22 protein-coding genes are annotated in these 23,137 nt (G+C 68.0%); 6 read left to right on the top strand and 16 right to left on the bottom strand.

Annotation, left to right across the window (positions count from 1 at the left end; all coding sequences use genetic code 11):
• Positions 1-4: 4 nt before the first annotated feature.
• From ACQPYS_RS19110 to ACQPYS_RS19165, 12 genes are all read right to left on the bottom strand, one after another.
• On the bottom strand, positions 5-1,276 hold the full coding sequence (locus ACQPYS_RS19110; RefSeq protein ID WP_063038845.1) for a cytochrome P450: 1,272 nt from the start codon (positions 1,274-1,276) through the stop codon (positions 5-7).
• Entirely contained in the window at positions 1,273-1,896 is a 624-nt protein-coding gene (locus tag ACQPYS_RS19115; protein ID WP_063038847.1) for a GTP-binding protein, read from the bottom strand. Before ACQPYS_RS19115 ends, ACQPYS_RS19110 begins: the two co-directional genes overlap by 4 nt.
• Positions 1,871-2,218, bottom strand: a complete 348-nt coding sequence (locus ACQPYS_RS19120) for a DUF742 domain-containing protein (RefSeq protein ID WP_063038849.1) — start codon at positions 2,216-2,218, stop codon at positions 1,871-1,873. Before ACQPYS_RS19120 ends, ACQPYS_RS19115 begins: the two co-directional genes overlap by 26 nt.
• Positions 2,215-2,649 (bottom strand): roadblock/LC7 domain-containing protein, encoded by a 435-nt coding sequence (locus ACQPYS_RS19125; protein WP_030521402.1) that lies wholly within the window; start codon positions 2,647-2,649, stop codon positions 2,215-2,217. Before ACQPYS_RS19125 ends, ACQPYS_RS19120 begins: the two co-directional genes overlap by 4 nt.
• The gene (locus ACQPYS_RS19130) at positions 2,649-4,229 is read right to left on the bottom strand and encodes an ATP-binding protein (RefSeq protein ID WP_063038851.1); all 1,581 of its coding nucleotides are present in this window, start codon (positions 4,227-4,229) and stop codon (positions 2,649-2,651) included. Before ACQPYS_RS19130 ends, ACQPYS_RS19125 begins: the two co-directional genes overlap by 1 nt.
• Before the next feature lie 822 nt (positions 4,230-5,051).
• Positions 5,052-5,441 carry a metal-sulfur cluster assembly factor gene (locus tag ACQPYS_RS19135; protein WP_431940305.1) on the bottom strand — a complete coding sequence of 130 codons (390 nt, stop codon included), beginning with the start codon at positions 5,439-5,441 and terminating at the stop codon, positions 5,052-5,054.
• Entirely contained in the window at positions 5,438-5,941 is a 504-nt protein-coding gene (gene sufU, locus ACQPYS_RS19140) for a Fe-S cluster assembly sulfur transfer protein SufU (RefSeq protein WP_431940306.1), read from the bottom strand. The genes ACQPYS_RS19135 and sufU overlap by 4 nt, the downstream gene beginning before the upstream one ends.
• Before the next feature lie 3 nt (positions 5,942-5,944).
• Complete coding sequence (locus tag ACQPYS_RS19145) at positions 5,945-7,198, bottom strand: cysteine desulfurase (protein ID WP_063038857.1); 1,254 nt, start codon at positions 7,196-7,198, stop codon at positions 5,945-5,947.
• Position 7,199: 1 nt separating this feature from the next.
• Positions 7,200-7,970 carry a Fe-S cluster assembly ATPase SufC gene (gene sufC / locus ACQPYS_RS19150; protein WP_063038859.1) on the bottom strand — a complete coding sequence of 257 codons (771 nt, stop codon included), beginning with the start codon at positions 7,968-7,970 and terminating at the stop codon, positions 7,200-7,202.
• Between the two features lie 44 nt (positions 7,971-8,014).
• Positions 8,015-9,193 (bottom strand): Fe-S cluster assembly protein SufD, encoded by a 1,179-nt coding sequence (gene sufD / locus ACQPYS_RS19155; protein ID WP_433490378.1) that lies wholly within the window; start codon positions 9,191-9,193, stop codon positions 8,015-8,017.
• Positions 9,193-10,629, bottom strand: coding sequence for a Fe-S cluster assembly protein SufB (gene sufB, locus ACQPYS_RS19160; RefSeq protein WP_039825481.1), 1,437 nt, complete (start codon positions 10,627-10,629; stop codon positions 9,193-9,195). Before sufB ends, sufD begins: the two co-directional genes overlap by 1 nt.
• Entirely contained in the window at positions 10,626-11,477 is an 852-nt protein-coding gene (locus ACQPYS_RS19165) for a helix-turn-helix transcriptional regulator (protein WP_431940358.1), read from the bottom strand. Before ACQPYS_RS19165 ends, sufB begins: the two co-directional genes overlap by 4 nt.
• Before the next feature lie 488 nt (positions 11,478-11,965).
• Between ACQPYS_RS19165 and mptB the strand changes: the two genes are divergently transcribed.
• The 4 genes from mptB (at position 11,966) to ACQPYS_RS19185 (ending at position 16,692) form a co-directional block, all read left to right on the top strand.
• Positions 11,966-13,687: a polyprenol phosphomannose-dependent alpha 1,6 mannosyltransferase MptB gene (gene mptB / locus ACQPYS_RS19170; RefSeq protein ID WP_431940308.1), complete on the top strand. Its 1,722-nt coding sequence runs from the start codon at positions 11,966-11,968 to the stop codon at positions 13,685-13,687.
• On the top strand, positions 13,684-14,616 hold the full coding sequence (locus tag ACQPYS_RS19175; RefSeq protein ID WP_063038868.1) for an ABC transporter ATP-binding protein: 933 nt from the start codon (positions 13,684-13,686) through the stop codon (positions 14,614-14,616). Before mptB ends, ACQPYS_RS19175 begins: the two co-directional genes overlap by 4 nt.
• A gap of 245 nt (positions 14,617-14,861) precedes the next feature.
• On the top strand, positions 14,862-15,653 hold the full coding sequence (locus ACQPYS_RS19180; RefSeq protein WP_063038869.1) for an ABC transporter permease: 792 nt from the start codon (positions 14,862-14,864) through the stop codon (positions 15,651-15,653).
• A gap of 64 nt (positions 15,654-15,717) precedes the next feature.
• The gene (locus tag ACQPYS_RS19185) at positions 15,718-16,692 is read left to right on the top strand and encodes a COX15/CtaA family protein (RefSeq protein ID WP_433490379.1); all 975 of its coding nucleotides are present in this window, start codon (positions 15,718-15,720) and stop codon (positions 16,690-16,692) included.
• A 194-nt stretch (positions 16,693-16,886) separates the two neighbouring features.
• Here the strand turns inward: ACQPYS_RS19185 and ACQPYS_RS19190 are convergent, their stop codons facing one another.
• Positions 16,887-18,119, bottom strand: a complete 1,233-nt coding sequence (locus ACQPYS_RS19190; protein WP_433490380.1) for a PucR family transcriptional regulator — start codon at positions 18,117-18,119, stop codon at positions 16,887-16,889.
• Positions 18,120-18,257: 138 nt separating this feature from the next.
• Complete coding sequence (locus ACQPYS_RS19195) at positions 18,258-18,608, bottom strand: hypothetical protein (protein ID WP_431940313.1); 351 nt, start codon at positions 18,606-18,608, stop codon at positions 18,258-18,260.
• Positions 18,609-18,746: 138 nt separating this feature from the next.
• On the opposite strand from ACQPYS_RS19195, the gene ACQPYS_RS19200 reads away from it, so the two are divergent.
• Positions 18,747-19,712: a quinone oxidoreductase family protein gene (locus ACQPYS_RS19200; protein ID WP_431940314.1), complete on the top strand. Its 966-nt coding sequence runs from the start codon at positions 18,747-18,749 to the stop codon at positions 19,710-19,712.
• A 21-nt stretch (positions 19,713-19,733) separates the two neighbouring features.
• Here the strand turns inward: ACQPYS_RS19200 and ACQPYS_RS19205 are convergent, their stop codons facing one another.
• Complete coding sequence (locus tag ACQPYS_RS19205) at positions 19,734-20,336, bottom strand: TetR/AcrR family transcriptional regulator (protein WP_431940315.1); 603 nt, start codon at positions 20,334-20,336, stop codon at positions 19,734-19,736.
• A gap of 96 nt (positions 20,337-20,432) precedes the next feature.
• Here ACQPYS_RS19205 and ACQPYS_RS19210 point away from each other — a divergent pair, with 96 nt between their 5' ends.
• The gene (locus ACQPYS_RS19210; RefSeq protein ID WP_433490381.1) at positions 20,433-21,860 is read left to right on the top strand and encodes an FAD-dependent monooxygenase; all 1,428 of its coding nucleotides are present in this window, start codon (positions 20,433-20,435) and stop codon (positions 21,858-21,860) included.
• 84 nt (positions 21,861-21,944) lie between these two features.
• Here the strand turns inward: ACQPYS_RS19210 and ACQPYS_RS19215 are convergent, their stop codons facing one another.
• Complete coding sequence (locus tag ACQPYS_RS19215) at positions 21,945-22,934, bottom strand: heme o synthase (RefSeq protein WP_431940317.1); 990 nt, start codon at positions 22,932-22,934, stop codon at positions 21,945-21,947.
• Positions 22,935-23,137: the final 203 nt, after the last annotated feature.

The raw sequence follows: 23,137 nt of genomic DNA on the forward strand, positions 1-23,137 counted from the left end.
CTCCTTAGACGAGAGGCAAGGGAGGAGAAGGCGGAAAAACGACGGGTAGGGCGGCCAGGGCCCGGTGGAAGGGCCCGGGGCGCCAGACGAGGTCCTCGGGTGCCACCGCGAGTTCCAGTTCGGGCAGCGCGTCGAGCAGCAGGTCGATCGCCCCCTGCACCACCACGAACGCCGGCGACTGCGCGGGACACGCGTGTGGTCCGATACTCCAGGCCAGATGGGAGCGGTTGCCCGTATGGTCGGCGCCCCGGATGGCCGGATCGTTGTTGCACGCGGACAGGCTGATCACCACCGGCTGGTGGGCGGGCAACCAGGTGTTCTCGACGAGAATCGGCTGCCGCGGATAGGTGGTGCAGAAGTTGGCCATCGGCGGGTCGTTGAACAGCACCTCGTCCAGCGCGTCGCGGGTGGACAGCGCACCGCCGAGCATGTTCCCGCCGAACCGCTCGTCGGTCATCATGAGCAGCAGGGTGTTGTTGATCAGGTTCTGCTGCGGCTCCACACCGGCGCCGTAGAAGCTGATCAGATTGGACAGCAGCTCTTCGTCGTCGAGTTTCGCCGGATGATGCACCAGCCGGGAGGTCACATCGTCGGCCGGATCGGAACGCTTCATGAAGACGAGCTCCATCAGCGCTTCGCTGAGATGGGTCATCCCCCATTCGGCGTTGACCGTGTCGAACAACGCGGCCATCCCGTTGGCGACGCGCTCACCCAGCTCCAGTGAGCAACCCACCATCCGGTTGATCACCTCGAACACCAGCGGGAACGCGTACTGCGTGACCAGATCGGCCTTGCCCGTCTCGCAGAAGGAGTTGATCAGCGGAACCGCGATCCGCTCCACGGTCTGGTGCAGTTCGTGCAGGTCGATACCGTCGATCGCGTGCACATACGCCTGGCGGTACCGCTGATGCAGTTCACCGCTATTGCGCAGGGCGTTGGGGTACCACTCCATCATCGGTTTGATCGGCGAATCCGGCGGGATGCTCGTCTGCCAGGTCCGCGGATCGGCGGGGAAGCGGTCGGGATCGTTGAGGATCCGCACGGCCGCGTCGTAACCGATCACCAGGGTGGCGGGCACATCCGGGGCCAGATCGATGGGGACCAGCGACCCGTACCGGCTCCGCATCGCGGCGTAGGCGCGATGCGGATCACCGGCGAACTCTTCGGAGAAGAGACCGAAGCGGTCGCCGGCACCTCCGGTGGGGTCTCCGTGAACGACCGGGCAGCCGGCGAACGGAGGTTGTTGTTGCGGAACCGGAGAGAACTGCGTTGTCAAAGACGAGACTCCAATCGGCGGAACAGGAACTCGACGAGCGTGATCAGCGACTGCAGGCAGGTGCGCCGATCACGGGCGTCGAGGGCTATGAGCGGAGTGTCGTCGGTCAGGTCGAGTGCCTCGCGCACTTCCGACAGCGGGAAGCGGTTAGAACCCTCGAACTCGTTCACCCCGACCGCGTACGGCACCCCGCGCTCCTCGAGGACCGCCAGTACCTCGTCGGCCTTCTCGATACGCCGGGTGTCCACCAGGACCAGCGCGCCCAGTGCGCCCTTGGCCAGTTCCTCCCACAACGGAATGAACCGCTGCTGGCCCGGCGTACCGAAGAGGTACAGGGCCAGTTCGGGGTTGAGCGTGATACGGCCGAAGTCCATCGCGACCGTGGTCTGCGTTTTCGACCCCAGCCCACCCAGATCGTCGATACCGACGCTGGCCTCGGTGATGGTCTCTTCGGTACGCAGCGGTTTGATCTCGGAAATACTGCTCACGAAGGTGGTTTTGCCGACGCCGAAATTACCGGCCACCAGCAATTTCACCGAGCGGGTCACCGTCTCCGGCACATAGTCGACCGCGCGGCCGTATTCCGCGGACCGATCAGGCCGGGAGAGCACGGAGCCCATTGAGTACCTCCTCGAGCAGGGCGATCTCCGGCATTATTTCCGCCGGGGTCGGGATATTGAGATGTCCGCTGTCCAGCAGATCGGACACGACGATCGTCACCACCGAGGGCGGGAGGTCGAGATAGGCGGCGACCTCCGCGATCGACAGGGCGCCGCGGGCACAGACATCGACCACCCGGCGCGCATCCGGTGTGGAGCCCGGCGCCGCATCTCCGACGGCGACGACCAGGGTGACCAGGCCGAGCTCACGGGTCGGACGGGAGCGTCCGCCGGTCCGCACATACGCGCGGACCAGGTCTGGATCACGCCGCGACCGGCTCATTGCAGATCGCCGCCGTGTGCGCCTCTGCGAGGTTCACTCCCGAGCTCGTGGCCGACCCGCCCGGCGAGCTCGTTCATCCGGTGGGCGATCAGGCCCACGTCGATATCGGTCATGGTCGCCACACCCAGGAGCGCGCCCTCGCCCGCCGCGGTGATCATGATCATGCCCTGGTCGTATTCGGTCATGTTCTGCCGTACATCGTTTCCGTTGCTACCGCAGAACTCGCCGAGCGCCTTACCGAGCGAACGCAGGCCGGAGGCGGCAGCGGCGAACCGCTCGGCATCGTCTTTCGCGATACCCGCCGAATGGGCGATACGCAGCCCGTCCTCGGACAACAGGACGGCGAATCGGACGCCGGGAACCTCGAGATCGTCCAGTAACCAGCCCAGTTTGTTGGTGCTGTCGGATACCACTGTCCTCGGTGAACCCATCAGGATGTCATCCCTTCGGTGTGTTCGGATGCGGCGGCACGGCCGCTCTTGGAGCCGCTCTGCCAGGCAGCGGCGATATCGGGGCGGGGCTGCCCCGGTTCGGTCCTGTCCTGTCCGGACACGCGATCGTTGATGTCATCAGGGACGGCCGCGGCACGGCGCCGACGCCGGGGCAGACCGCCGCTGGTGATGTCGTGGACTGTCGTACGCTGCTCGCTCTCGGTCTCGTCGATGCCACCTGCCGCCGAAGTCCGTTCGACAGGCCGGGAGCTCTCGGACACGACCGGGATCGCGGCGTGCGCGCCGGTACTTGTCGCCGAATGTGCTCCGATACCGGACGATACGGCGTTCCCGCTCAGAGCGTTACCGGAGCTTCCCGATACCGACGAGGCCTGGCCACCGGGAACCGCGGCGAGTTCCCGCGGTGCCGACGCGCCGGCCGGGGACGCGGCGTCGTTGTCCTGGTTGGACTTCGGTGCGACCAGCAGTGCCTCCGGGATGTAGACCATGGCACGCATACCGCCGTAGGCGTTGGGTCCGTCGATGTAGACGGTGAACCCGTACCGGCGGGCGAGCGCGGCGATACCCGGGAAACCGACCTTGGGAGCCGGCCCGAGCTGATGGATATCGATCGAGCGTTCGTTGGCCAGGACCTGGCGGGCCTCTTCCATCTGCTCGGCGTTCATCCGGACACCGGCGTCGTCGACGATCACGGTCACACCGTGATGACCTTCCTGGAAGGTCACGTCCACGAAGGAGGTGGGCGGGGAGTAGCGCAGCGCGTTGTCGATGAGCGAGGCCAGCGTGTGCACCAGCGGTTCGACCGCACGACTGATGACGATGCGGTCCAGCTGGGACGGACGGACCCGCAGGTAGTCGCGGACACGACCGGTCGCGCCGCCGACGACGTCGGTGAGCGACTGGGCGGGCCAGCGGCGGCCGGGCAGACCACCACAGACGATCACGTAGGACTGCGCCTGACGGATCATCTGCTGCACGGTGTGGTCGATCCGGATGAGGGTCTCGTAGACGCGGTCGTCGCGGTGTTCGCGGAGCGCGGAGCTCACGACCTGGGAGACGTCGGCTCCCAGGCTCACCACGGAGGTACCGAACGAGCGGACCGCGGCGCTGGTCGCCTCGCGGGCAAGGGTTTCCGAGCGTTCGCGGCCGGCGTCGGCCTCGGTCCGGACGTTCCGTTCGGCGGCGGAGACGGCGGTACGGACCTGCTCCTCCATCTCCCGGGTGACGGCTTCGCGGGCTTCGCTCTGGACCGTCCGCAGGTCTTCGGTGACCCGGTCGAGGATCCAGCGCAGGCACTGGGCGAAACGCGAATTCTCCAGTCCGGGGGGTACTTCGGGCGCTACGGAGGTCTGGTCGAAGCGGCGGGTGGACTCCGAGAGGGCGGGCAACGTGCTGGCCGCGAGATGCTCGAGCGCATCGTCGCGTACGGCTAGTTCCCGCTCGAGCACATCGAGTCGTTTCTGTTGGTCTCGCACGGCCCGAACGGCGTACCACGCCACGCCGAGCACCAATATGGGGGCGAGTATCCAGGGAAGCAGCACGGCGGTATTCAGATTCATCAGCTTTCTCGTCGTTGACGGGGCTCGAGGCGCGCCACGCGGTGCCGTGGCATGCCACGACGCTTCGTCTCGCCTTCCTCGCGACGCCGACCATGTTCGCCCCTGGCCGGATGAGGTCCGCGCCGGGCACCGCGGTAACGGTCGGTGACATATCCCTTAGTTACTTTCGAGTACTCGAAAGTAACTAAGGGACAAGTCATTCGGCCGATCGATGACCACCGGAGCACATACGCCGATGGCCCGGAACCCGACGACTCGCCCACAGTAGCAGCATTGCCGTGAACTCTCTCAATAACGGCTGATAATCGATTGTCACCGTTCCGTGATAGGGCCGCGACCTCGCAGAATGCGGAAAGGTATTGCGAGCGTGAAGATCACGACCACGGGACTCCGCGGGGACCGCGCGTGCAGCCGGGGGTGCCCCAACGCACATTGCGATCGCATGGCCGATCACCAGGGCCGGAACACCGAAAGAAGACCGACCGGTCGGTGATTGGCGACGGACCCGGAAAATTGATATCAAGACAGGTCCAATACTGTCCGGGGCCACTCGAATCGGACGCCCCGCCCCGGCCGAAATGCCCAATGCGCGCATCCCGGCACACGGCGCGATGATCACCGCGGAGCCTGGAATAGCCGTATTCCAGTAAAGCCCCGGCATTACCGGACGAAATGCGACCGGGGCTCCGGAACGGCCGACCGGTCCGTACCGCCGGCCGGCTTCCGGGCTTCTGTCCGCACCAATTCGGGTACAGACCGGAACGCGACGGCGACCCTGTCGGTCGCCGTCGCGAAGTACTGCGCGCGGTGGGTGCGCGGGCCTCAGACCGTGAAGCCCAGCGCCCGCAACTGTTCCCGGCCGTCCTCGGTGATCTTGTCCGGGCCCCACGGCGGCATCCAGACCCAATTGATCTTCAGATCGTCCACCAGCCCGCTGCGCACCAGCGCATTCCGGGACTGATCCTCGATCACATCGGTGAGCGGGCAGGCGGCCGAGGTCAGCGTCATATCCAGCACCGCGGTGGTCTCCTCGACCCGCATGCCGTAGACGAGGCCCAGATCCACGACATTGATACCGAGCTCGGGATCGACCACATCGCGCATGGCCTCCTCGAGATCGGCGAGCTGCGCCAGATCCTCGGCCGAGAGTTCGGCTTCGGGTCCGGCGGCCGACTCCGGCGCGGTGTCCTCGGTGGCAGATATGTCGGTCATGCTGTTTCCCCGTTCCGTGAGCGGTCGGTAGCGGACGCACCGGGCTCCGCGGCGGAATCGGCCGCGCCGTCGACCCGCAGCACCGCGTCCTTGAATGCCATCCAGCCCAGTAACGCGCATTTCACCCGGGCCGGGTATTTGGCGACACCGGCGAAAGCGATTCCGTCGCCGATAACGTCCTCGTCGCCCTCGACGGTACCCCGGCTGCCGATCATCTCGTTGAACGAGTCGACCACACTCAGCGCCTCCCGTACCGGCAGCCCGATCACCTGATCGGTCAGCACCGAGACCGAGGCCTGGCTGATCGAGCAGCCCTGACCGTCGTAGGACACATCCTCGACCTCGCCGTTGCCGCCGAGCCGCACCCGCAACGTCACCTCGTCACCGCAGGTGGGATTCACGTGGTGCACCTCGGCGCCGAACGGTTCCCGCAGGCCGCGGTTGTGCGGATGCTTGTAGTGATCCAGGATCACTTCCTGGTACATCTGCTCCATACGCATGTTCTAGGCAACCCCGAAGAAGCTCTGAGCCTTCCGCACCGCGGCGACCATCTTGTCCACCTCGTCCACGGTGTTGTACAGGGCGAACGAGGCGCGGGCGGTCGCGGCCACACCGAAACGCCGGTGCAGCGGCCAGGCGCAGTGGTGACCCACCCGGATCGCCACGCCCTCGTCGTCGAGGATCTGGCCCAGGTCGTGCGCGTGGATTCCGTCGGCGAGGAAGGCGACCGCGCCACCGCGGTCGACATTCTCGGTCGGGCCGATGATCCGCACACCCGGTACGTCGCCAAGCCCGGCGAGCGCGGCATCGACGAGGGTGTGCTCGTGCGCGGCCACCGCGTCCATCCCGACCTTCTCGAGGTAGCGCACGGCGGCGCCCAGTCCGATGACCTGAGAGGTCATCGGGACACCGGCCTCGAAACGCTGTGGCGGCGCCGCATAGGTCGTCTGCTCCATGGTGACGGTCTCGATCATGGAACCGCCGGTGATGAAGGGCGGGGTCTCCTCGAGCAGCGTTCGCTTCCCGAACAGCACACCGACTCCGGAGGGGCCGAGCATCTTGTGCCCGGAGAAGGCCGCGAAATCGACGTCCAGGGCACGGAAGTCGACCGGGGCGTGCGGTACCGACTGGCAGGCGTCGAGGACCACCAACGCGCCCACGGCCCGGGCCCGGCGCACCAACTCGGCGACCGGCGCCACCGCACCGGTGACATTCGACTGGTGGCTGAAGGCCACGACCTTGGTGGCCGGCGACAGTTCGAGCGAGTCCAGGTCGATACGGCCGTCGTCGGTGACGCCGTACCAGCGCAGGGTGGCGCCGGTCCGGCGGGCGAGTTCCTGCCAGGGCACCAGATTCGCGTGATGCTCCAATTCGGTGATCACGATCTCGTCGCCCGGGCCCACGCGGTATGGGAACCGGTCGTCGGAGAACGCGTAGGTCACCAGATTGAGCGATTCGGTCGCGTTCTTGGTGAACACGATCTCCTCGGCGACGGCACCGACGAAACGGGCGATCTGTGCGCGGGCGTCCTCGTAGGCGTCGGTGGCCTCCTCCGACAGCTGATGGGCGCCGCGGTGGACGGCGGAATTGCTCGCCAGCAGGAAGTCACGTTCGGCGTCCAGTACCGCCAGCGGCCGCTGCGCGGTAGCCCCGGAATCCAGGTACACCAGCGGTTTCCCGTCCCGAACCGTACGGTTCAGGATCGGGAAGTCGGCCCGGATCCGGGCGACGTCGAAGGCGGGAAGGGTCGCGGTCATGTCAGGCTCCGGCTCCGGCCGTCCGGGTGAACTTCACATAGCCGCCTGCATCGAGTTCCTCGGCGAGCTCCGGGCCGCCCTCGGCCACGATGCGCCCGCCCACGAAGACGTGCACGAACTGCGGCTGGATATAGCGCAGGATCCGGGTGTAGTGGGTGATCAGCAGGACCCCGCCGTTCTCCCGCTCCCGGTAGCGGTTCACGCCCTCGGAGACGATACGCAGCGCGTCCACGTCCAGGCCGGAGTCGGTCTCGTCGAGGATGGCGATCTTCGGCTTCAGCAGACCCAGCTGCAGGATCTCGTGCCGCTTCTTCTCGCCACCGGAGAAGCCCTCGTTCACGCTGCGGTCGGCGAAGGCGGCGTCGATATCGAGTTCGTTCATCGACTCCTTCACCTCCTTGACCCAGTGCCGCAGCTTCGGCGCCTCACCGCGGACCGCGGTCGCCGCCGTACGCAGGAAGTTCGACATCGAGACACCGGGGACCTCCACCGGATACTGCATGGCCAGGAACAGTCCGGCCCGCGCCCGCTCGTCCACCGACATCTCCAGCACGTCCTCACCGTCGAGGGTGATCGACCCCGAGGTGACGGTGTACTTGGGATGCCCGGCGATGGCATAGGACAGCGTCGACTTACCGGAGCCGTTGGGGCCCATGATGGCGTGCGTCTCGCCGGATTTCACGGTGAGATTCACACCGTTGAGGATCTGGACGGTGTCCCCGTCGGGGGTGGCGACCTCGGCGTGCAGGTCCTTGATTTCCAGGGTGGTCATAGGGTGTCGAATTCCTTCGGTGGTCTGGGAGGCCGGGTGGTCGGTCAGGCGCCGATAGCGGCGAGTTCGGCTTCGATGGCCGCCTCGAGCCGCTCGGCGACCTCACCGACTCCGATCTTCTGGATGATCTCGTGGAAGAAACCGCGCACCACCAGGCGGCGGGCGGCGTCCTCCGGAATACCGCGGGCACGCAGATAGAACAGCTGCTCGTCATCGAACCGGCCGGTCGCCGAGGCATGGCCCGCGCCGACGATCTCACCGGTCTCGATCTCCAGGTTCGGTACCGAATCGGCACGGGCGCCATCGGTGAGCACCAGATTGCGGTTGATCTCGAACGTATCGGTGCCCTCGGCCGCGGCCCGGATCAGCACATCGCCGACCCAGACCGTGCGGGCATCGCCCTTCGGCGAATGGGGTTCGCCCTGCAGCGCGCCCTTGTACAGCACGTTCGATTTGCAGTGCGGCACCGCGTGATCGACCAGCAGGCGCTGTTCGAAATGCTGGCCGGCATCGGCGAAGTAGAGACCGAGCAGTTCGGCGTCACCGCCCGGGCCCGCGTAGCGGACATTGCCGGTGAGCCGGACCAGGTCACCGCCGAGGGTGACCGCGGTGTGCCGCAGCACCGCGTCGCGCCCCACGAGGGCGTGGTGCGCGGTGACGTGGACGACGTCATCGGCCCAGTCCTGGACCGCGACCACCGTCAGCTTGGCGCTGTCGCCGAGCACGAATTCGACGTTCTCGGCATAGGTTCCGCTGCCCCGCTGGTCGATCACCACGGTGGCGGCCGCGAATTCCGCCAGCCGTATCTGCAGATGGCCGTAGGCGGTCTTGCCCTCGCCCGGCCCGGTGATCCGCACGACGACTGTTTCGGCGACCTCGGTCTCCTTGCCCACCGAGAGGATCGTCGCCTGCTCGAAACCGGAGTACGCCTGCGCGGCGACCCGATCGGACGGGGTGCCACCCTGCCCGAGCCGGGCATCGTCGCGGCCCACCGTTTCCACGGTGACCCCGGCGACCGGCCCGACTTCGACCTCGGCCCGCCCGTCGGCGGTCGCGGTGCCGTTGTGCAGGCCGCGCAGCCGGCGCAGCGGGGTGAACCGCCACGCCTCGTCCTTACCGGAGGGGATCTCGAAGGCGTTCACATCGAAGGAGGTGAACACCTCTCCCTTGTTGATCGCCGGAGTACGAGCCTCGGCGGCCTCGGCAACGTTGTCCAGTGCCATCAGCCGACGGCTCCTTCCATCTGCAGTTCGATCAGGCGGTTGAGTTCCAGCGCGTATTCCATCGGGAGTTCCTTGGCGATGGGCTCGACGAAGCCGCGCACCACCATGGCCATCGCCTCGTCCTCGGTCATCCCGCGGCTCATGAGGTAGAACAGCTGATCCTCCGACACCTTGGACACCGTCGCCTCGTGTCCCATGGTCACGTCGTCCTCGCGGATGTCGACATAGGGGTAGGTGTCGGACCGACTGACGGTGTCGACCAGCAGCGCATCGCATTTCACGGTCGACTTGGATCCGTGGGCACCCTTGTTGACCTGCACCAGACCTCGGTAGGACGCGCGGCCGCCGCCCCGGGCCACCGACTTCGACACGATGGTCGAGGAGGTGTGCGGCGCCAGGTGCACCATCTTGGCGCCGGTGTCCTGGTGCTGGCCCTCACCGGCGAACGCGACGGAGAGCACCTCGCCCTTGGCATGCTCACCGGTCATCCACACGGCCGGGTACTTCATGGTGACCTTGGAGCCGATATTTCCGTCGATCCACTCCATGGTGGCGCCCGCTTCGGCCTTGGCCCGCTTGGTGACCAGGTTGTACACGTTGTTCGACCAGTTCTGGATGGTCGTATAGCGGCAGCGTCCGCCCTTCTTCACGATGATCTCGACGACCGCCGAGTGCAGCGAATCCGATTTGTAGATCGGCGCGGTGCAGCCCTCGACGTAGTGCACATAGGCGCCCTCGTCGACGATGATCAGGGTCCGCTCGAACTGGCCCATGTTCTCGGTGTTGATCCGGAAGTAGGCCTGCAGCGGGATGTCCACGTGCACGCCGGGCGGCACATAGATGAAGGACCCACCCGACCACACCGCGGTGTTCAGCGCGGAGAACTTGTTGTCCCCGGCCGGAATGACCGTGCCGAAGTACTCGCGGAAGATCTCCGGGTGCTCCTTCAACGCGGTATCGGTGTCGAGGAAGATGACGCCCTGCTGTTCCAGGTCCTCGCGGATCTGGTGGTACACGACTTCGCTCTCGTACTGGGCGGCGACACCGGAGACCAGCCGCTGCTTCTCCGCCTCCGGGATCCCCAGCTTGTCGTAGGTGTTGCGGATGTCCTCGGGCAGGTCCTCCCAGCTCTCGGCCTGCTTCTCGGTCGAGCGCACGAAGTACTTGATGTTGTCGAAGTCGATACCGTCGAGGTTGGAGCCCCAGTTCGGCATGGGCTTGCGGTCGAAGATGCGCAGCGCCTTGAGCCGGTTCTCCAGCATCCAGGCCGGCTCGTCCTTCTTGGCCGAGATATCGCGAACGACCTCCTCGGAGAGACCACGCTGCGCGCTGGCGCCGGCCGCATCCGAGTCGGCCCAGCCGTAACCGTATTTACCCAGCGAGGCAATGGCCTCCTCCTGGGTGAGCGGTGGCACCTGGTCGGTGGTGGTCGTCATTCGGCGCTCCTTCCGGAGTCGTTCGGTGCGTCCGTTGCGGGCTGCGCAACGGTTGAAGGTGAAGCATGCTTCGGTCGATCGGTGGCCGCCGTGGGCAGCACCGTCAGTGGTACATGGGTGGTGCAGGCGCAGTCACCGTTGGCGATGGTGGCCAAGCGCTGCACATGGGTGCCGAGAACCTCCCGGAAGGCCGCGAGTTCGGCCTCGCACAGTTCGGGGAATTCCTCGGCGACATGAGCGACCGGGCAGTGGTGCTGGCAGATCTGCACACCCGCGCCCACCCGGCGGGTACTCGCGGCGAACCCCGCGTCCGAGAGCGCCGTGGCGATCTCCTCGGCCTTGGCGGCCGTACCCGCTCGCGCGGAATCGTCCCCGGTGGTGGACTCCGCCGCCGGCTCCGCGCCGTGGCCGGGGAGCGGTTCGATCCCGTCGACCAGGGTGCGGGCGCGTTTGCGGGCGAATTCGGTGACCGCTTCCTCGCCGCCGATCTCCCGCAACTGCCGGATGGCCGCACCGGCGAGATCGTCGTAGGCGTGCCCGAGCATGCCGCGCCCGGCCGCGGTGAGCTGGTACTGCTTGGCCGGCCGTCCGCGACCCTTCTGCTGCCAGGGCGCCGACCGTCCGGCGCGCGCCTGCCCCGATTCGATGAGCGCGTCCAGATGCCGGCGTACACCGGCGGGCGCCAGGCCCAGGGCACCACCTATCGCGGTCGCGGTGATCGGTCCCTCCTCCAGCAGCAGCCGGACGATCGCGGCGCGAGTATGCCCTTCGCCGCCGGTCGCGGGCGCGCCGACGGACCCGGGGCCGGCCCGGTGACCAGCCCTTTCGTCCACATTCGGCAAACCCATAGTTTTCACAACATCAGTGTGGCGGAATTCGTTCCCGAAATCTAATAAGGGTGCCCTGAGCAGGTGGGTCGTCCGCTGCGGCGGCGCCGGACATAAATTGCCGAAATAGCCTGCTCGGGCGAGAAAGCGCCGTTCTTGCCTCTCCTGCCGGATCAGGGCAGTGATGTGCTTCACTGCGCTGGAGGTCCGGGCGGATCCGCGACACCGCGCCGGAGAAGTTGCTGCCCGGCTGCGCCCCGTCCTGTCCTCTGCCCGACCGAATGGTCCACCGGGCCCACCGCACCGCGCGTCGGGAAGTCCCGCGCGGATCTCCACCGGCGCCGGAAATCGCGCGCCCGGCGCCGGACACCCCCGGTAGCCAGAAGATGTCCGGACCGGAACCGGCGCCGCGGCCACCGGTCGGCCCGCGGCCGGCGCGCCGGCCCGCCCGCGCGTGATGCCGCGACCCGGGCACCGGCAGCGCCCCCGGCGAACTAGTCTCGGTGACCGTGGCAGGACAGGCAGGCGCCCCGGGCGCAGTGGCGTCGCGCGGGCAGCGCGCACTGAAACTGGTGCGGCGCGCCCTCGGACTCGATGTCCCACCCTCGGATCACACCATCGCGGTCCTGCACAGCGACGAATCCGAGGTTCCGGGGCTCGACCGCCGGGAGCGGGCGCAACTGGACCGGATCCGGCTGATGGGCGCCACCGGCACCGTGCTCATGGCGATCAGCGCTCTCGGTATCGGCGCCCAGCCAGTCCATCAGAATCCGACCTCGGGAATGCGGGTCCTGGGCATTTTCGCGCGGGCGCACACCGGATCCCTGGCCATGTGCATGGTCGGCACGGTGACCGTGGTGCTGGCGTGGCTGCTGCTCGGGCGGTTCGCCGTCGGCGGGATCGGCGGTTCGCCACGGCACCGGCTCACCCGGCGCCAGTTCGACCGCACCCTGCTGTTGTGGATCATCCCGCTGTGCGTGGCGCCGCCGATGTTCAGCAACGACGTCTATTCCTATCTCGCGCAGAGCGAGATCGCCGCCCGCGGGATCGATCCGTACCTGGAGGGCCCCGTCGCCGGGCTCGGTATCGACAATGTGCTGACCAACAATGTCCCCAACATCTGGCGCGAGACGCCCGCGCCCTACGGACCGCTGTTCCTGTGGATCGGGCACGGAATCGCCGAGCTCACCGGGGAGAACATCCTGGCGGGGGTCTGGGTGCACCGGCTGCTGGCGCTGGCAGGTGTGGCGCTGATCGTCTGGGCGCTGCCGCGCCTGTCCGTGCGCTGCGGGGTGGCGCCGGTGAGCGCGCTGTGGCTGGGTGCGGCGAACCCACTGGTCCTGTTCCATCTGATCGGCGGGGTGCACAACGACGCGCTCATGCTCGGTCTGATGCTGGCCGGCCTGGAGTTCATGCTGCGCGCGATCCACGGGGTGCCCGGCGACGGCGGGCCGCCGCCGCTGGACGGCCGCGGCTGGGCGCTACTGGTGGGCGGGGCGGTCGTGATCAGCCTGTCGTCCTCGGTGAAGGTCACCTCGATCATCGCGCTGGGCTTCGCGGGAATGGCCCTGGCCCGCCGCTGGGGGCCAGGGCTGCGGCCGATCCTGACCGCGGCCGGGCTGCTCGGCTTGATCGCGGTGGTGGTCACCGTGGTGATCAGCAGCGCCAGCGGTCTCGGTTTCGGCTGGCTCTACACCCTGAACACGGCGAACGCGGTGCGCAGCTGGATGTCGCTACCCACCGCACTGGGCATTGTCACCGGATTCGGCGGTGTCCTGCTCGGCCTCGGCGACCACACCACCGCGCTACTCTCCATCACCCGGCCCATCGCCGCCGTGGTAGCGGGTTTCATCACCGTGCGCATGCTGGTCGCCACCTGGACCGGACGCCTGCATCCGGTGGGCGCGCTCGGGGTATCGCTGGGCGCGATCGTGCTGCTGTTCCCGGTCGTCCAGCCCTGGTATCTGCTGTGGGCCATCGTCCCGATGGCGGCCTGGGCCACCCGGCCGGCCTTCCGCGGCCCGGCGATCGGTATCTCCGCAGTGGTCAGTGTGATTCTCATGCCGCGCGGCGCCGACCTCGAGGTGTTCCAGATCGTGGGGTCGGCGGTGGCCACCGTGATCGTGTCACTGCTGTTCATCGTGGTCACCCGGAACTCATTGCCCTGGCGGGCGCAGCAGGGGGTGTCGGCCCCGTCACAGCCGGCCGGGGCCTACGGTGGGACCTCGTGACCGCTTCCCGGGTGCCCGCCGTACAGGTGGACCACGTCGCCAAACGCTACGGCGAGACGATCGCGGTGGACGGCATCGGTTTCACCATCGAGCCCGCACAGGTTTTCGCCCTGCTCGGTCCGAACGGTGCCGGTAAGACCACCACGGTGGAGATGTGCGAGGGCTTCGTCCGACCGGATTCGGGCCGGGTGCGGGTCCTGGGCCTGGACCCGATCGCCGATTCCGAGCGGCTGCGCCCCCGGATCGGAGTAATGCTGCAGGGCGGCGGAGCCTATCCGGGCGCGCGAGCCGGGGAGATGCTGGATCTGGTCGCCTCGTATTCGGCGGACCCGCTGGACCCGGGCTGGCTACTCGGCGTGCTGGGCCTGGACGAGCACCGCCGGACCCCCTACCGCCGGCTCTCCGGTGGCCAGCAGCAGCGGCTGTCGCTGGCGTGCGCACTGGTCGGCCGCCCGGAGATCGTCTTCCTCGACGAACCCACCGCGGGGATGGACGCACAGGCCCGGATCCTGGTGTGGGAGTTGATCGATGCATTGCGGCGCGACGGTGTCAGTGTCCTGCTCACCACCCATCTCATGGACGAGGCCGAGGAACTGGCCGACCATCTGGTGATCGTCGACCACGGGCGCATTGTCGCTTCCGGTACGCCGGCCGAGGTGACCGCGCACGGCGCGGCCGGACAGCTCCGTTTCGCCGCGCCGCCGAAACTGGACCTGGAACTGTTGCAGATGGCGCTGCCGGAGGGCTTCTCGCCCAGAGAGACCAGCCCCGGCTCGTACCTGGTGGAGGGTGAGATCAACCCGCAGGTGCTGGCCACGGTGACCGCCTGGTGTGCCCGCGTGAACGTGCTCGCGACCGATATCCGGATCGACCAGCGCCGGCTCGAAGACGTATTCCTGGAACTGACCGGACGGGATCTGCGCGCATGAGGTGCTATACCTCCGCCTCCGCGGAGCGCATCCGCCGGCTTCGGAAAAGGCCGAGTGTGCGATACCTCCCTCGCCACGGACCGGACCTGTCGGTCTCGAAGGAGACCCGGTGATGCGATACCCGCGCCTGCGCTACGACCCCACGGACCGCATCGGATCAGTTTCGAGGGAGGCGCTGTGATGCGATACCTCCGCCTTCGCTGTGGCCTCCGCGGACCGCATGCGTCAGTTTCGAGGGAGGCCCTGTGACCAAGCCGGAGTTGACGGCCAACCGGTTCGAACCCGGTACTTTCGCGCCCGCGCCCCGGCCCGCACCGCGGGCGGCCATGTTGTTCGCGCAGACCCGGCTGGATCTGGTGCTGCTGCTGCGCAACGGCGAGCAACTCCTGCTCACCATGTTCATCCCGGTGACCCTGCTGATCGGGCTGGCGCTGTTGCCCTTCGGCGATATGGGCCCGGACAAAATCGACAAGATCGTGCCCGCCGTGATGATGGTGGCGGTGATGTCGACCGCGTTCACCGGTCAGGCCATCGCTGTCGGTTTCGACCGCCGCTACGGCGCGCTCAAGCGACTGGGCGCCACTCCCCTGCCGCGCTGGGGGATCATCGCGGGTAAGAGCGGGGCCGTCCTGCTGGTGGTGATCCTGCAGGCGGTGCTGCTGGGCCTCATCGGAGTGGCGCTGGGCTGGCGGCCGACACCGCTGGGGTTGCTGCTGGGCGCGGTGCTGATCGCGCTGGGTACCGCCACGTTCGCGGCGATGGGCCTGCTGCTCGGCGGCACGCTCAAGGCCGAGGTGGTGCTGGCGCTGGCGAATATCCTCTGGTTCGTCATGCTCGGTATCGCCAGCGTGGTCTTCGCCTCCGACGAACTACCCACGGCGGTCCATACTCTGGTGCGGCTGGTCCCTTCGGGGGCGCTGGCGGTCGCGCTGGAACACGCGCTGAGCGGCGGGGTCGACTGGCTCGGAGTGGGCGCGTTGATTGTCTGGGGTACCGGCGCGGGCCTGCTGGCGGCCCGCTGGTTCCGTTTCGAATGATTTCCACGACATGCTGTAGTAGTCCGGGTGTGGGCCGGCGGTTGCCGCCCGCTACCATCGGCACGTGCTGTATCGCGCATTCCTGCGACTCGTCGACCGGCTGCCGCTGCCCTCGCGGCGCACCCAGCTGCTGATCGCGCTGGCGGTGATCGCCTCCCAGGCCGGTATCGCCGTGACCGGCGCGATCGTCCGCGTCACCGCGTCCGGTCTGGGCTGCCCCACCTGGCCACAGTGCTTCCCGGGCAGTTTCACCCCGATCGGGGTCTCCGAAGTGGCCGTGCTGCACCAAGCGGTGGAGTTCGGCAACCGCATGCTCACCTTCGTGGTGACGCTGTGCGCGGCGCTCATCGTGCTCGCGGTCACCCGGGCCCGGCGCCGGCGGGAAGTGCTCGTCTACGCCTGGCTCATGCCCGCCGGCACCGTCCTGCAGGCGGTCATCGGCGGTATCACGGTGCTGTCCGGGCTGCTGTGGTGGACCGTCGCGCTGCACCTGCTCGCGTCCATGCTCATGGTGTGGGTGGCCGCGGTGATGTACGCGAAGGTCGCCTCCCCCGACGACGGTGTCGATACCGTCCGCGCGCCCGCACCCCTGCGCTGGTTGACCGCACTGAGCGGAGTCGCACTGGCCGGGGTCCTGATCGCGGGCACGCTGGTGACGGGCGCCGGTCCGCATGCCGGCGACAAGAGCATCGAGCGTCCGGTGGCCCGGCTCGAGGTGGAGATCGTGACCCTGGTTCATCTGCATTCGCAGTTGTTGATCGGCTATCTCGCGCTACTGATAGGTCTCGCCTTCGGCCTCTTCGCGACCGGTATCACCAAACCGGTGCGGGACCGCCTGTTCGTCCTGCTCGGGCTGGTGCTCGCGCAGTCACTGGTCGGCGTCGTCCAGTACTTCACCGATGTCCCGGCGGCGCTGGTCGCGATCCATGTCGGCGGTGCGGCCCTGTGCACCGCCGCGACCGCCGCACTGTGGGCATCCCTGCGCACCCGGGAACCACTACCCGCCGCGGTGGTGGAATCGAGCGCTCAGCCGGCCTGAGCCGACCGTGCCGGCGGCCGGACCGCTCGGCTCGGCTCGGCCCGGCCGCTGGCGCTTCGTCCGGCCGTGCGATACCCGCCCGGTCACTGGAAACGGCTCGGATGCGTGCTCAGCGAACAGTCCCGTCGCCATGGACATGCGTGGCCACCCGGCTCGCAACACCTTCCACAACGGGCATCGCCGCCGGTGCCGCCTCAGGTCGCGCTCGGCCCGTTCTGATAGCTGCGCGCGACCAACGCCGAGGTCAGATACCACAGCCCGGTGGGGATCGCGGGATCGAACCCGGTGAGCATCCGGACCCGTTTGAGCCGGTAGTCAAGCGTATTTGTGTGCATATGCATGAGCCGGGCGGTGCGCTGGCGATTGAAATTGTTGGCGATGTGCTGGCGCAGTGTTTCCAGCAGTTCGGGATGTTCGTCGAGCGGATCGAGGATGGCGCTCAAATGCTCCCGCGCCGGGCCGGGCCGGGTGATCTGGAACTCCAATGCCAGATCGGTGAATCGATGCAGACCGCCACCATCGGTGATGCGCTGCACGGTGTCGAGGAGTTCGTGGGCGCGGTCGGTGGCGTCGGGGATCTCGGCGGTGGCCGCGGTGACCACCGTGCCCGTGACCGGCACCTGCGCCGCCTGCGCCAGGCGCGCGATCAACTCGTCCAAGGTGTCCTCGGGGAAAGCGTCCGCGGGCAGCAACACCGTGCCACCGTCGATGCTGAGCAGCGACAGCGCCTTCTCCCCGCAGCTGCGGGCGAGCTCGGCCTGGAGCCGGCGCAATTTGCGCCGCGCGACGATCCGGCCGTCGACCTGGGGCGCGGATTCGTCCGGATGCGGCGCCAGCGCCAGCGCCAGCACCTGGTACGCCTCCGCGATCTCGATCCCGCATTCGCGGGCCATGGTGGCGGTACTGTGCCCGCCGAGAAGCGCCGAGGTCAGCGTGTGTACCGCGGTGTGGTGTTCGGAGACCGCCCCCCGGTATTCGCCGACATAGGCCAGCGCCACCTCCGAGGTGATCGTATCCAGGATCTCCAGCATCCGGCGGGCGGTGGCGACCAGGGTCGCCGAATCCGCCGGCCCCGCGGTGGCCATGATGCGGTCGAAACCGAGTTTGAAGCCCTCGTGGATGGCGTGGGTGATGGTGTCGATCGGGATACCCTCGCGCGCCCATTCGGCGGCGGCTTCGCGGATCCGTTCGATCTTCTCCGGCAACTCGCGGCCGTCGAGCCGGCTCACCGTGAGTTCCAGGCAGAGCCGGGTGACCGCGGTGACATCACCCTGGAGCGCGTCACCCGGAAGCGTCCCGCACGGTGCGACGTGTTCGACGAAATGACCGACCATCTGACGCGACAGGGTCGATACGTCCCGCAGGTGGTTCGAGATCGGACGGCCGGACACCGTGAGTCTGGAACGGGTCGGACTACTGACCGTCATATCGGCTCCTTCTACCCCGGGGCTGACGCTCGAGGCACCAACGGTAGCGCGAACCGGTTACTCGTCAGTAGTTTTTGGTCGGGAAACTGTTCGAGCTACCTGCGGCCGGGGTGGACGACCTGTGAGCACGCACAGGTCTCAATTCTCGTTACGAGCCTTCGGGAATCGCGTCTGACCAGCGACCCAGCCGGCCATCTTCGCCCAGTGCCCGGTCCGCGGCGTGGTGCGGGCCACCAGATCGCGTTCCCAGCCCTCGGCGGCGGTGAGCCCGTCCACCGCGTCGATCACGGCCTGCGCGGTGGCGGTATCGGCGACCATCCGGTCACCGAGGACACCGTCGGACCCGACCAGGGTGAGCCGCACGCCCCGGCGACCCACCGGCTGCGGCACGACCTCGGCCGAACCCCCGTGCGCGGCGACGAACTTGCGCACCGATTCGACGATCTCCCGGGGAGCGGCGACGGTGGCGGTGGCGGAATCTGCACTCATGCCGAGGAGTTTACCGGCGAGTAGGGCGCCCCCTCGGGCGCCGGTCCGAACCATCCGGTCGCCACGACGCCGGTAGCCCGTCCCGCCCGCGGCGGACCCCCGTGTTCCGGGTACGGGCACCGGTGTAGAACTGGACCCATGCGCGCGATCCAGGTAGACCGGCACGGCGGTCCGGAAGTGCTGACCCTCGCCGAGGTTCCCGATCCGGAGCCCGGACCGAATCAGCTACTGGTGGATATCGATGCCGTCGGCGTCAATTTCATCGATACCTATTTCCGCACCGGTATCTATCCGCGCCCGGTGCCCTACATTCCGGGTTCCGAGGGCACCGGAGTGGTGGCCGAAATCGGCTCCGAGGTCACCGAATTCGCGGTCGGCGACCGGGTGGCGTGGGCGGCGGGGCCGAACAGCTACGCCCCGCGCGCGGTGGTGGACGAGGCGGTCGCCGTGGCGGTACCCGGCGATATCGATCCGGCGGTGGCGGCCTCGGCCTTGTTGCAGGGTATGACGGCGCACTATCTGATCGAATCGGTCTACCGCCCCGAACCGGGCGAGACGATCCTGGTGCACGCGGGTGCGGGCGGAGTCGGGCTGCTGCTCACCCAGCTGGCCGTGGCGCGCGATATCCGGGTGATCACCACGGTGTCCACCGACGAGAAGGAGGCCCTGTCGCGCGGCGCCGGCGCCTGGGAGGTGCTGCGCTACGGCGACGATCTCGCCGAGCGGGTCCGTGAACTGACCGGCGGCGAGGGTGTCGCGGCGGTCTACGACGGCGTGGGCGCGGCCACTTTCGACGCCAGCCTCGCCTCGTTGCGGGTCCGCGGCACGCTGGCACTGTTCGGCGCGGCCAGCGGCCCGGTGCCGCCGGTCGATCTGCAACGGCTCAACGCGGCCGGGTCGGTATTCGTGACCCGCCCCAATATCGCCCACTACACCCGCGACCGCGCCGAGCTGGACTGGCGGGCCGGCGATATCTTCGAGGCCGTCGCCGACGGCTCGCTCACCGTCCGGGTCGGCGCGACCTACCCGTTGGCCGAGGCCGAACAGGCACATCGCGATCTGGAGAGTCGTAAGACCACCGGCTCGATCGTGCTGCTGCCCTGACCCGTCCGACCGGACGCGGTCTCAGTAGTCGCGTCCGGTCAAGCCGCGGTAGACGAAGCGGGTCAGGCTTGCCACGGCTTCGTCGTCCGAAATCTGTACCGCGCCGTCCTCGACCCCGGCCGAGATGGCCTGGATGAGATAGAACATCATCGCCAGGCTGGTGTCGACGGTGCCGGGTAGGGTCATCCCCTTCGCCGCCAGACCGTCCAGATGGTCGGCGATATCTCGGCGCTGTTCCGCGCCGAATTGCGCCATCTCGCGCGCGAATTCCTCGTTGACCAGGGCAGCCTGCCCCATCGCCCGCATGACCGCGGCGTGCTCGCGGGCGAAGTGCCAGAAGCCGGCGATATGAAACCGAACGGCGTCGGGGTCGCTGAAATCCGGATTGTGATCGGCCTGCCCGGCCTGTTCGTCCCCGGCCTCCCCCAGATCGGCGAGCAGAGCCCGGAGCAGTTCTTCTTTGCTCGCGAAATGATTGTAGAACGACCCCGCCGACCGGCCTGCCGCCGCCGTGATGTCGGTGATCTTGGTGTTCAGATAGCCGCGCTCCGCGAAGACCCGCCGTGCGGCCGCCTTGAGCGCCAGCTCTGTTTCTTCCGCCCGTTCGCGACGGCTCGATCCCACCGACCTCACCTCCTTGACACGGCAACCTACCAACCTCAATACTGAATTCAGATTCACTGAATCGTCATTCAATCAAGTTCGCGATCAGGAGCTCTCATGTCGCCTTCCGTCCTCATCGTCGGCGCCGGCCCCACCGGCCTCACCCTCGCCCTGGACCTGGCCCGCCGGAACATCGCCGTGCGTATCGTCGACAAGGCCGTCGAGTTCTGCCCCGGATCGCGCGGTGACGGCATCCAGCCGCGGTCGCTCGAAGTGTTCGACGATCTGGGGGTGCTCGAGGCCATGCGGGCAGCGGGCGCCCCGGCGCCGGTCATGCGGGCCTATTTCGACGGGCAGCCGGTCGGCGAGCACCGGATGGCCGAGCCCGTCGATCCCACCCCGGCGGTCCCCTACCCCAACAGCTGGTTTCTCGGACAGGCGCAGACCGAGGCGATCCTGCGGACCCGGCTGGCGGAGTTCGGTGTGCGGGTAGAACTCGGCACGACGCTCCTGTCGTTCACCCAGGACGACTCGAGTGTCACGGCACGCCTGTCGAGTGACCGGGGCACGGAAACCCTGCGGGTCGCCTACCTGGTCGGCGCCGACGGCGGCGGCAGTACCGTCCGTAAACAGGCAGGGATCGCGTTCGAGGGAACCACCGACGAATCACTGCGGATGCTGCTCGGTGATGTCCGGGCCGACGCCCTCGACCACGACTACGGCTACTGGTTCGCCGCAGCCGCCGAACCGCACCAGGGCGTTGCGCTGTCGCCACTTCCGGGCGGGCGTCATTTCCAGTTCGCCGCGCCCTTCGCCGACAGCACCGAACCCACCCTGGAGACATTGCAGACAGCCATCGATCGCTGGTCGGGACGCACCGATATCACCCTGACCGATCTGATCTGGACAACGGTCTGGCGGCCCAATATCCGGCTCGCCGAGCGCTTCCGGGCCGGGCGTGTGCTGCTGGCGGGTGACGCCGCGCATGTGCACCCACCCACCGGTGGGCAGGGTATGAACACCGGCCTCCAGGACGCCTACAACCTGGGCTGGAAACTCGAGGCCGCGCTGGCCGGCGACGAAGAGCCGCTGTCGACCTACGAACCGGAACGCCGCACGGTCGCGGCCCGGGTGCTCGGTATCAGCTCCGCGCTGCTCGGCAAGCTCGTCGACGGGGCGGAAGACGCCATGGAACGCGGTGAGGAGACCCGCCAGCTCGACATCAGCTACCGCGACCCGGCCGACACCCGACCTATCGCGGCCGGCGACCGCGCCCCCGACGCACCGCTGAAAGGTGCCGAGGGCCGGCCGCTGCGGCTGTTCGATCTCTTTCGCGGGCCGCACGCCACACTGCTCTGCTTCGGCGCCACGGGCGAGTTGCCCGAGTTGCCCGGCACCCGGAGTTATGCGGTGGTCGAGCCGGGCGTCTCGGTCTCCGGTCCCGCGGTGATCGACGTCGAGGGTCACGCCCGCGCCGCCTACCACGCCGGCGCGGGGACTCGGATCCTGATTCGCCCGGACGGCTATATCGGGCAGGTCGGTTGACGGCGGGTTGATTCCGGCAGGCCACCCCGAAAGCAGGCGCTACCCGGGAGAACCGGTGCGGCTCACCGGGGTGGTGCCGGGGGTTCAGCCGAAGAAGACGTCACCCAGCGTGGTCCAGCCGAGTACCGAATCGACGGCCAGGCCGCAGAACACCACCGCGAGGTAGTTGTTGGACTGGAGGAACAGCCGCAGCGGTTTGACCGATTCGCCCCGGCGCACCCCGGCGTAGAGCTGGTGGGCCATCAGCAGGAACCAGGCGCCGGCGACCAGGGCCACCGCCGTGTAGATCACCCCGGTGGCCGGGACCAGTGCCAGCGTGGTGAGCACGGTCAGCCAGGTGTAGATGACGATTTGTTTGGTGACGGTCCGCTCGGTGGCGACCACCGGCAGCATCGGCACCCCGGCCGCGCGGTAGTCCTCCTTGTAGCGCATGGCCAGCGCCCAGGTGTGCGGCGGCGTCCAGAAGAAGATCACGCCGAACAGCGCCAGGGCGGGCCAGCCGATGGTGCCGGTGACCGCCGACCAGCCGACGAGCGCGGGCATACACCCGGCCGCGCCGCCCCAGACCACATTCTGCGAGGTACGCCGTTTGAGGCCGAGGGTGTAGACGAAAACGTAGAACAGGATGGTCGCGACGACGAGCACACCGCTGAGCAGATTGGCCTGCCACCACAGCCAGGCGAACGAGCCGATACCCAGGACGACCCCGAAGACGAAGGCGTGCGAGGTCGGGACCGCGTCCCGGGCGAGCGGCCGTTTGGCGGTCCGCTTCATCACCTTGTCGATATCGGCGTCGGCGACGCAGTTGAGCGTATTGGCGCTGGCCGCGCCCATCCAGCCGCCGAACAGGGTGGCCAGGATCAGCCGGATATCGACCGTGCCCCGGTCGGCCAGCAACATCGTGGGGATGGTGGCCACCAGCAACAGTTCGATGACGCGCGGTTTGGTGAGCGCGATATAGGCGAGCGGACGGCGGGCGACGCGGGCGAGTTTCGCACTGCCGAGGACGCGGTCCGCGGGTGCCGGAGCGGAATCGTGGGCGCCGCCGACTCCCGTGTCATGACCGATCCGCACTATCTCTCCTCGCACGCTGTGCTTCCGCATCCGGTTTGGGAAGGAGCAGCGCGCGGCTGCGACGCGGCTACTACTACAGACGATGGTAGACCCACGCCCGGTGCGCGCCGCCGCTCGCCCCTGTGCGCTCACCCGGACGCCGTGCTCCTCGGGTGCGCCCGGCGCGGCCGGACGTCTCGGCCATCCGGGGAACGACCGGCGCG

The sequence above is a fragment of the Nocardia grenadensis genome, from assembly GCF_050942415.1.
GTDB classification, from domain to species: Bacteria; Actinomycetota; Actinomycetes; order Mycobacteriales; family Mycobacteriaceae; genus Nocardia; species Nocardia grenadensis.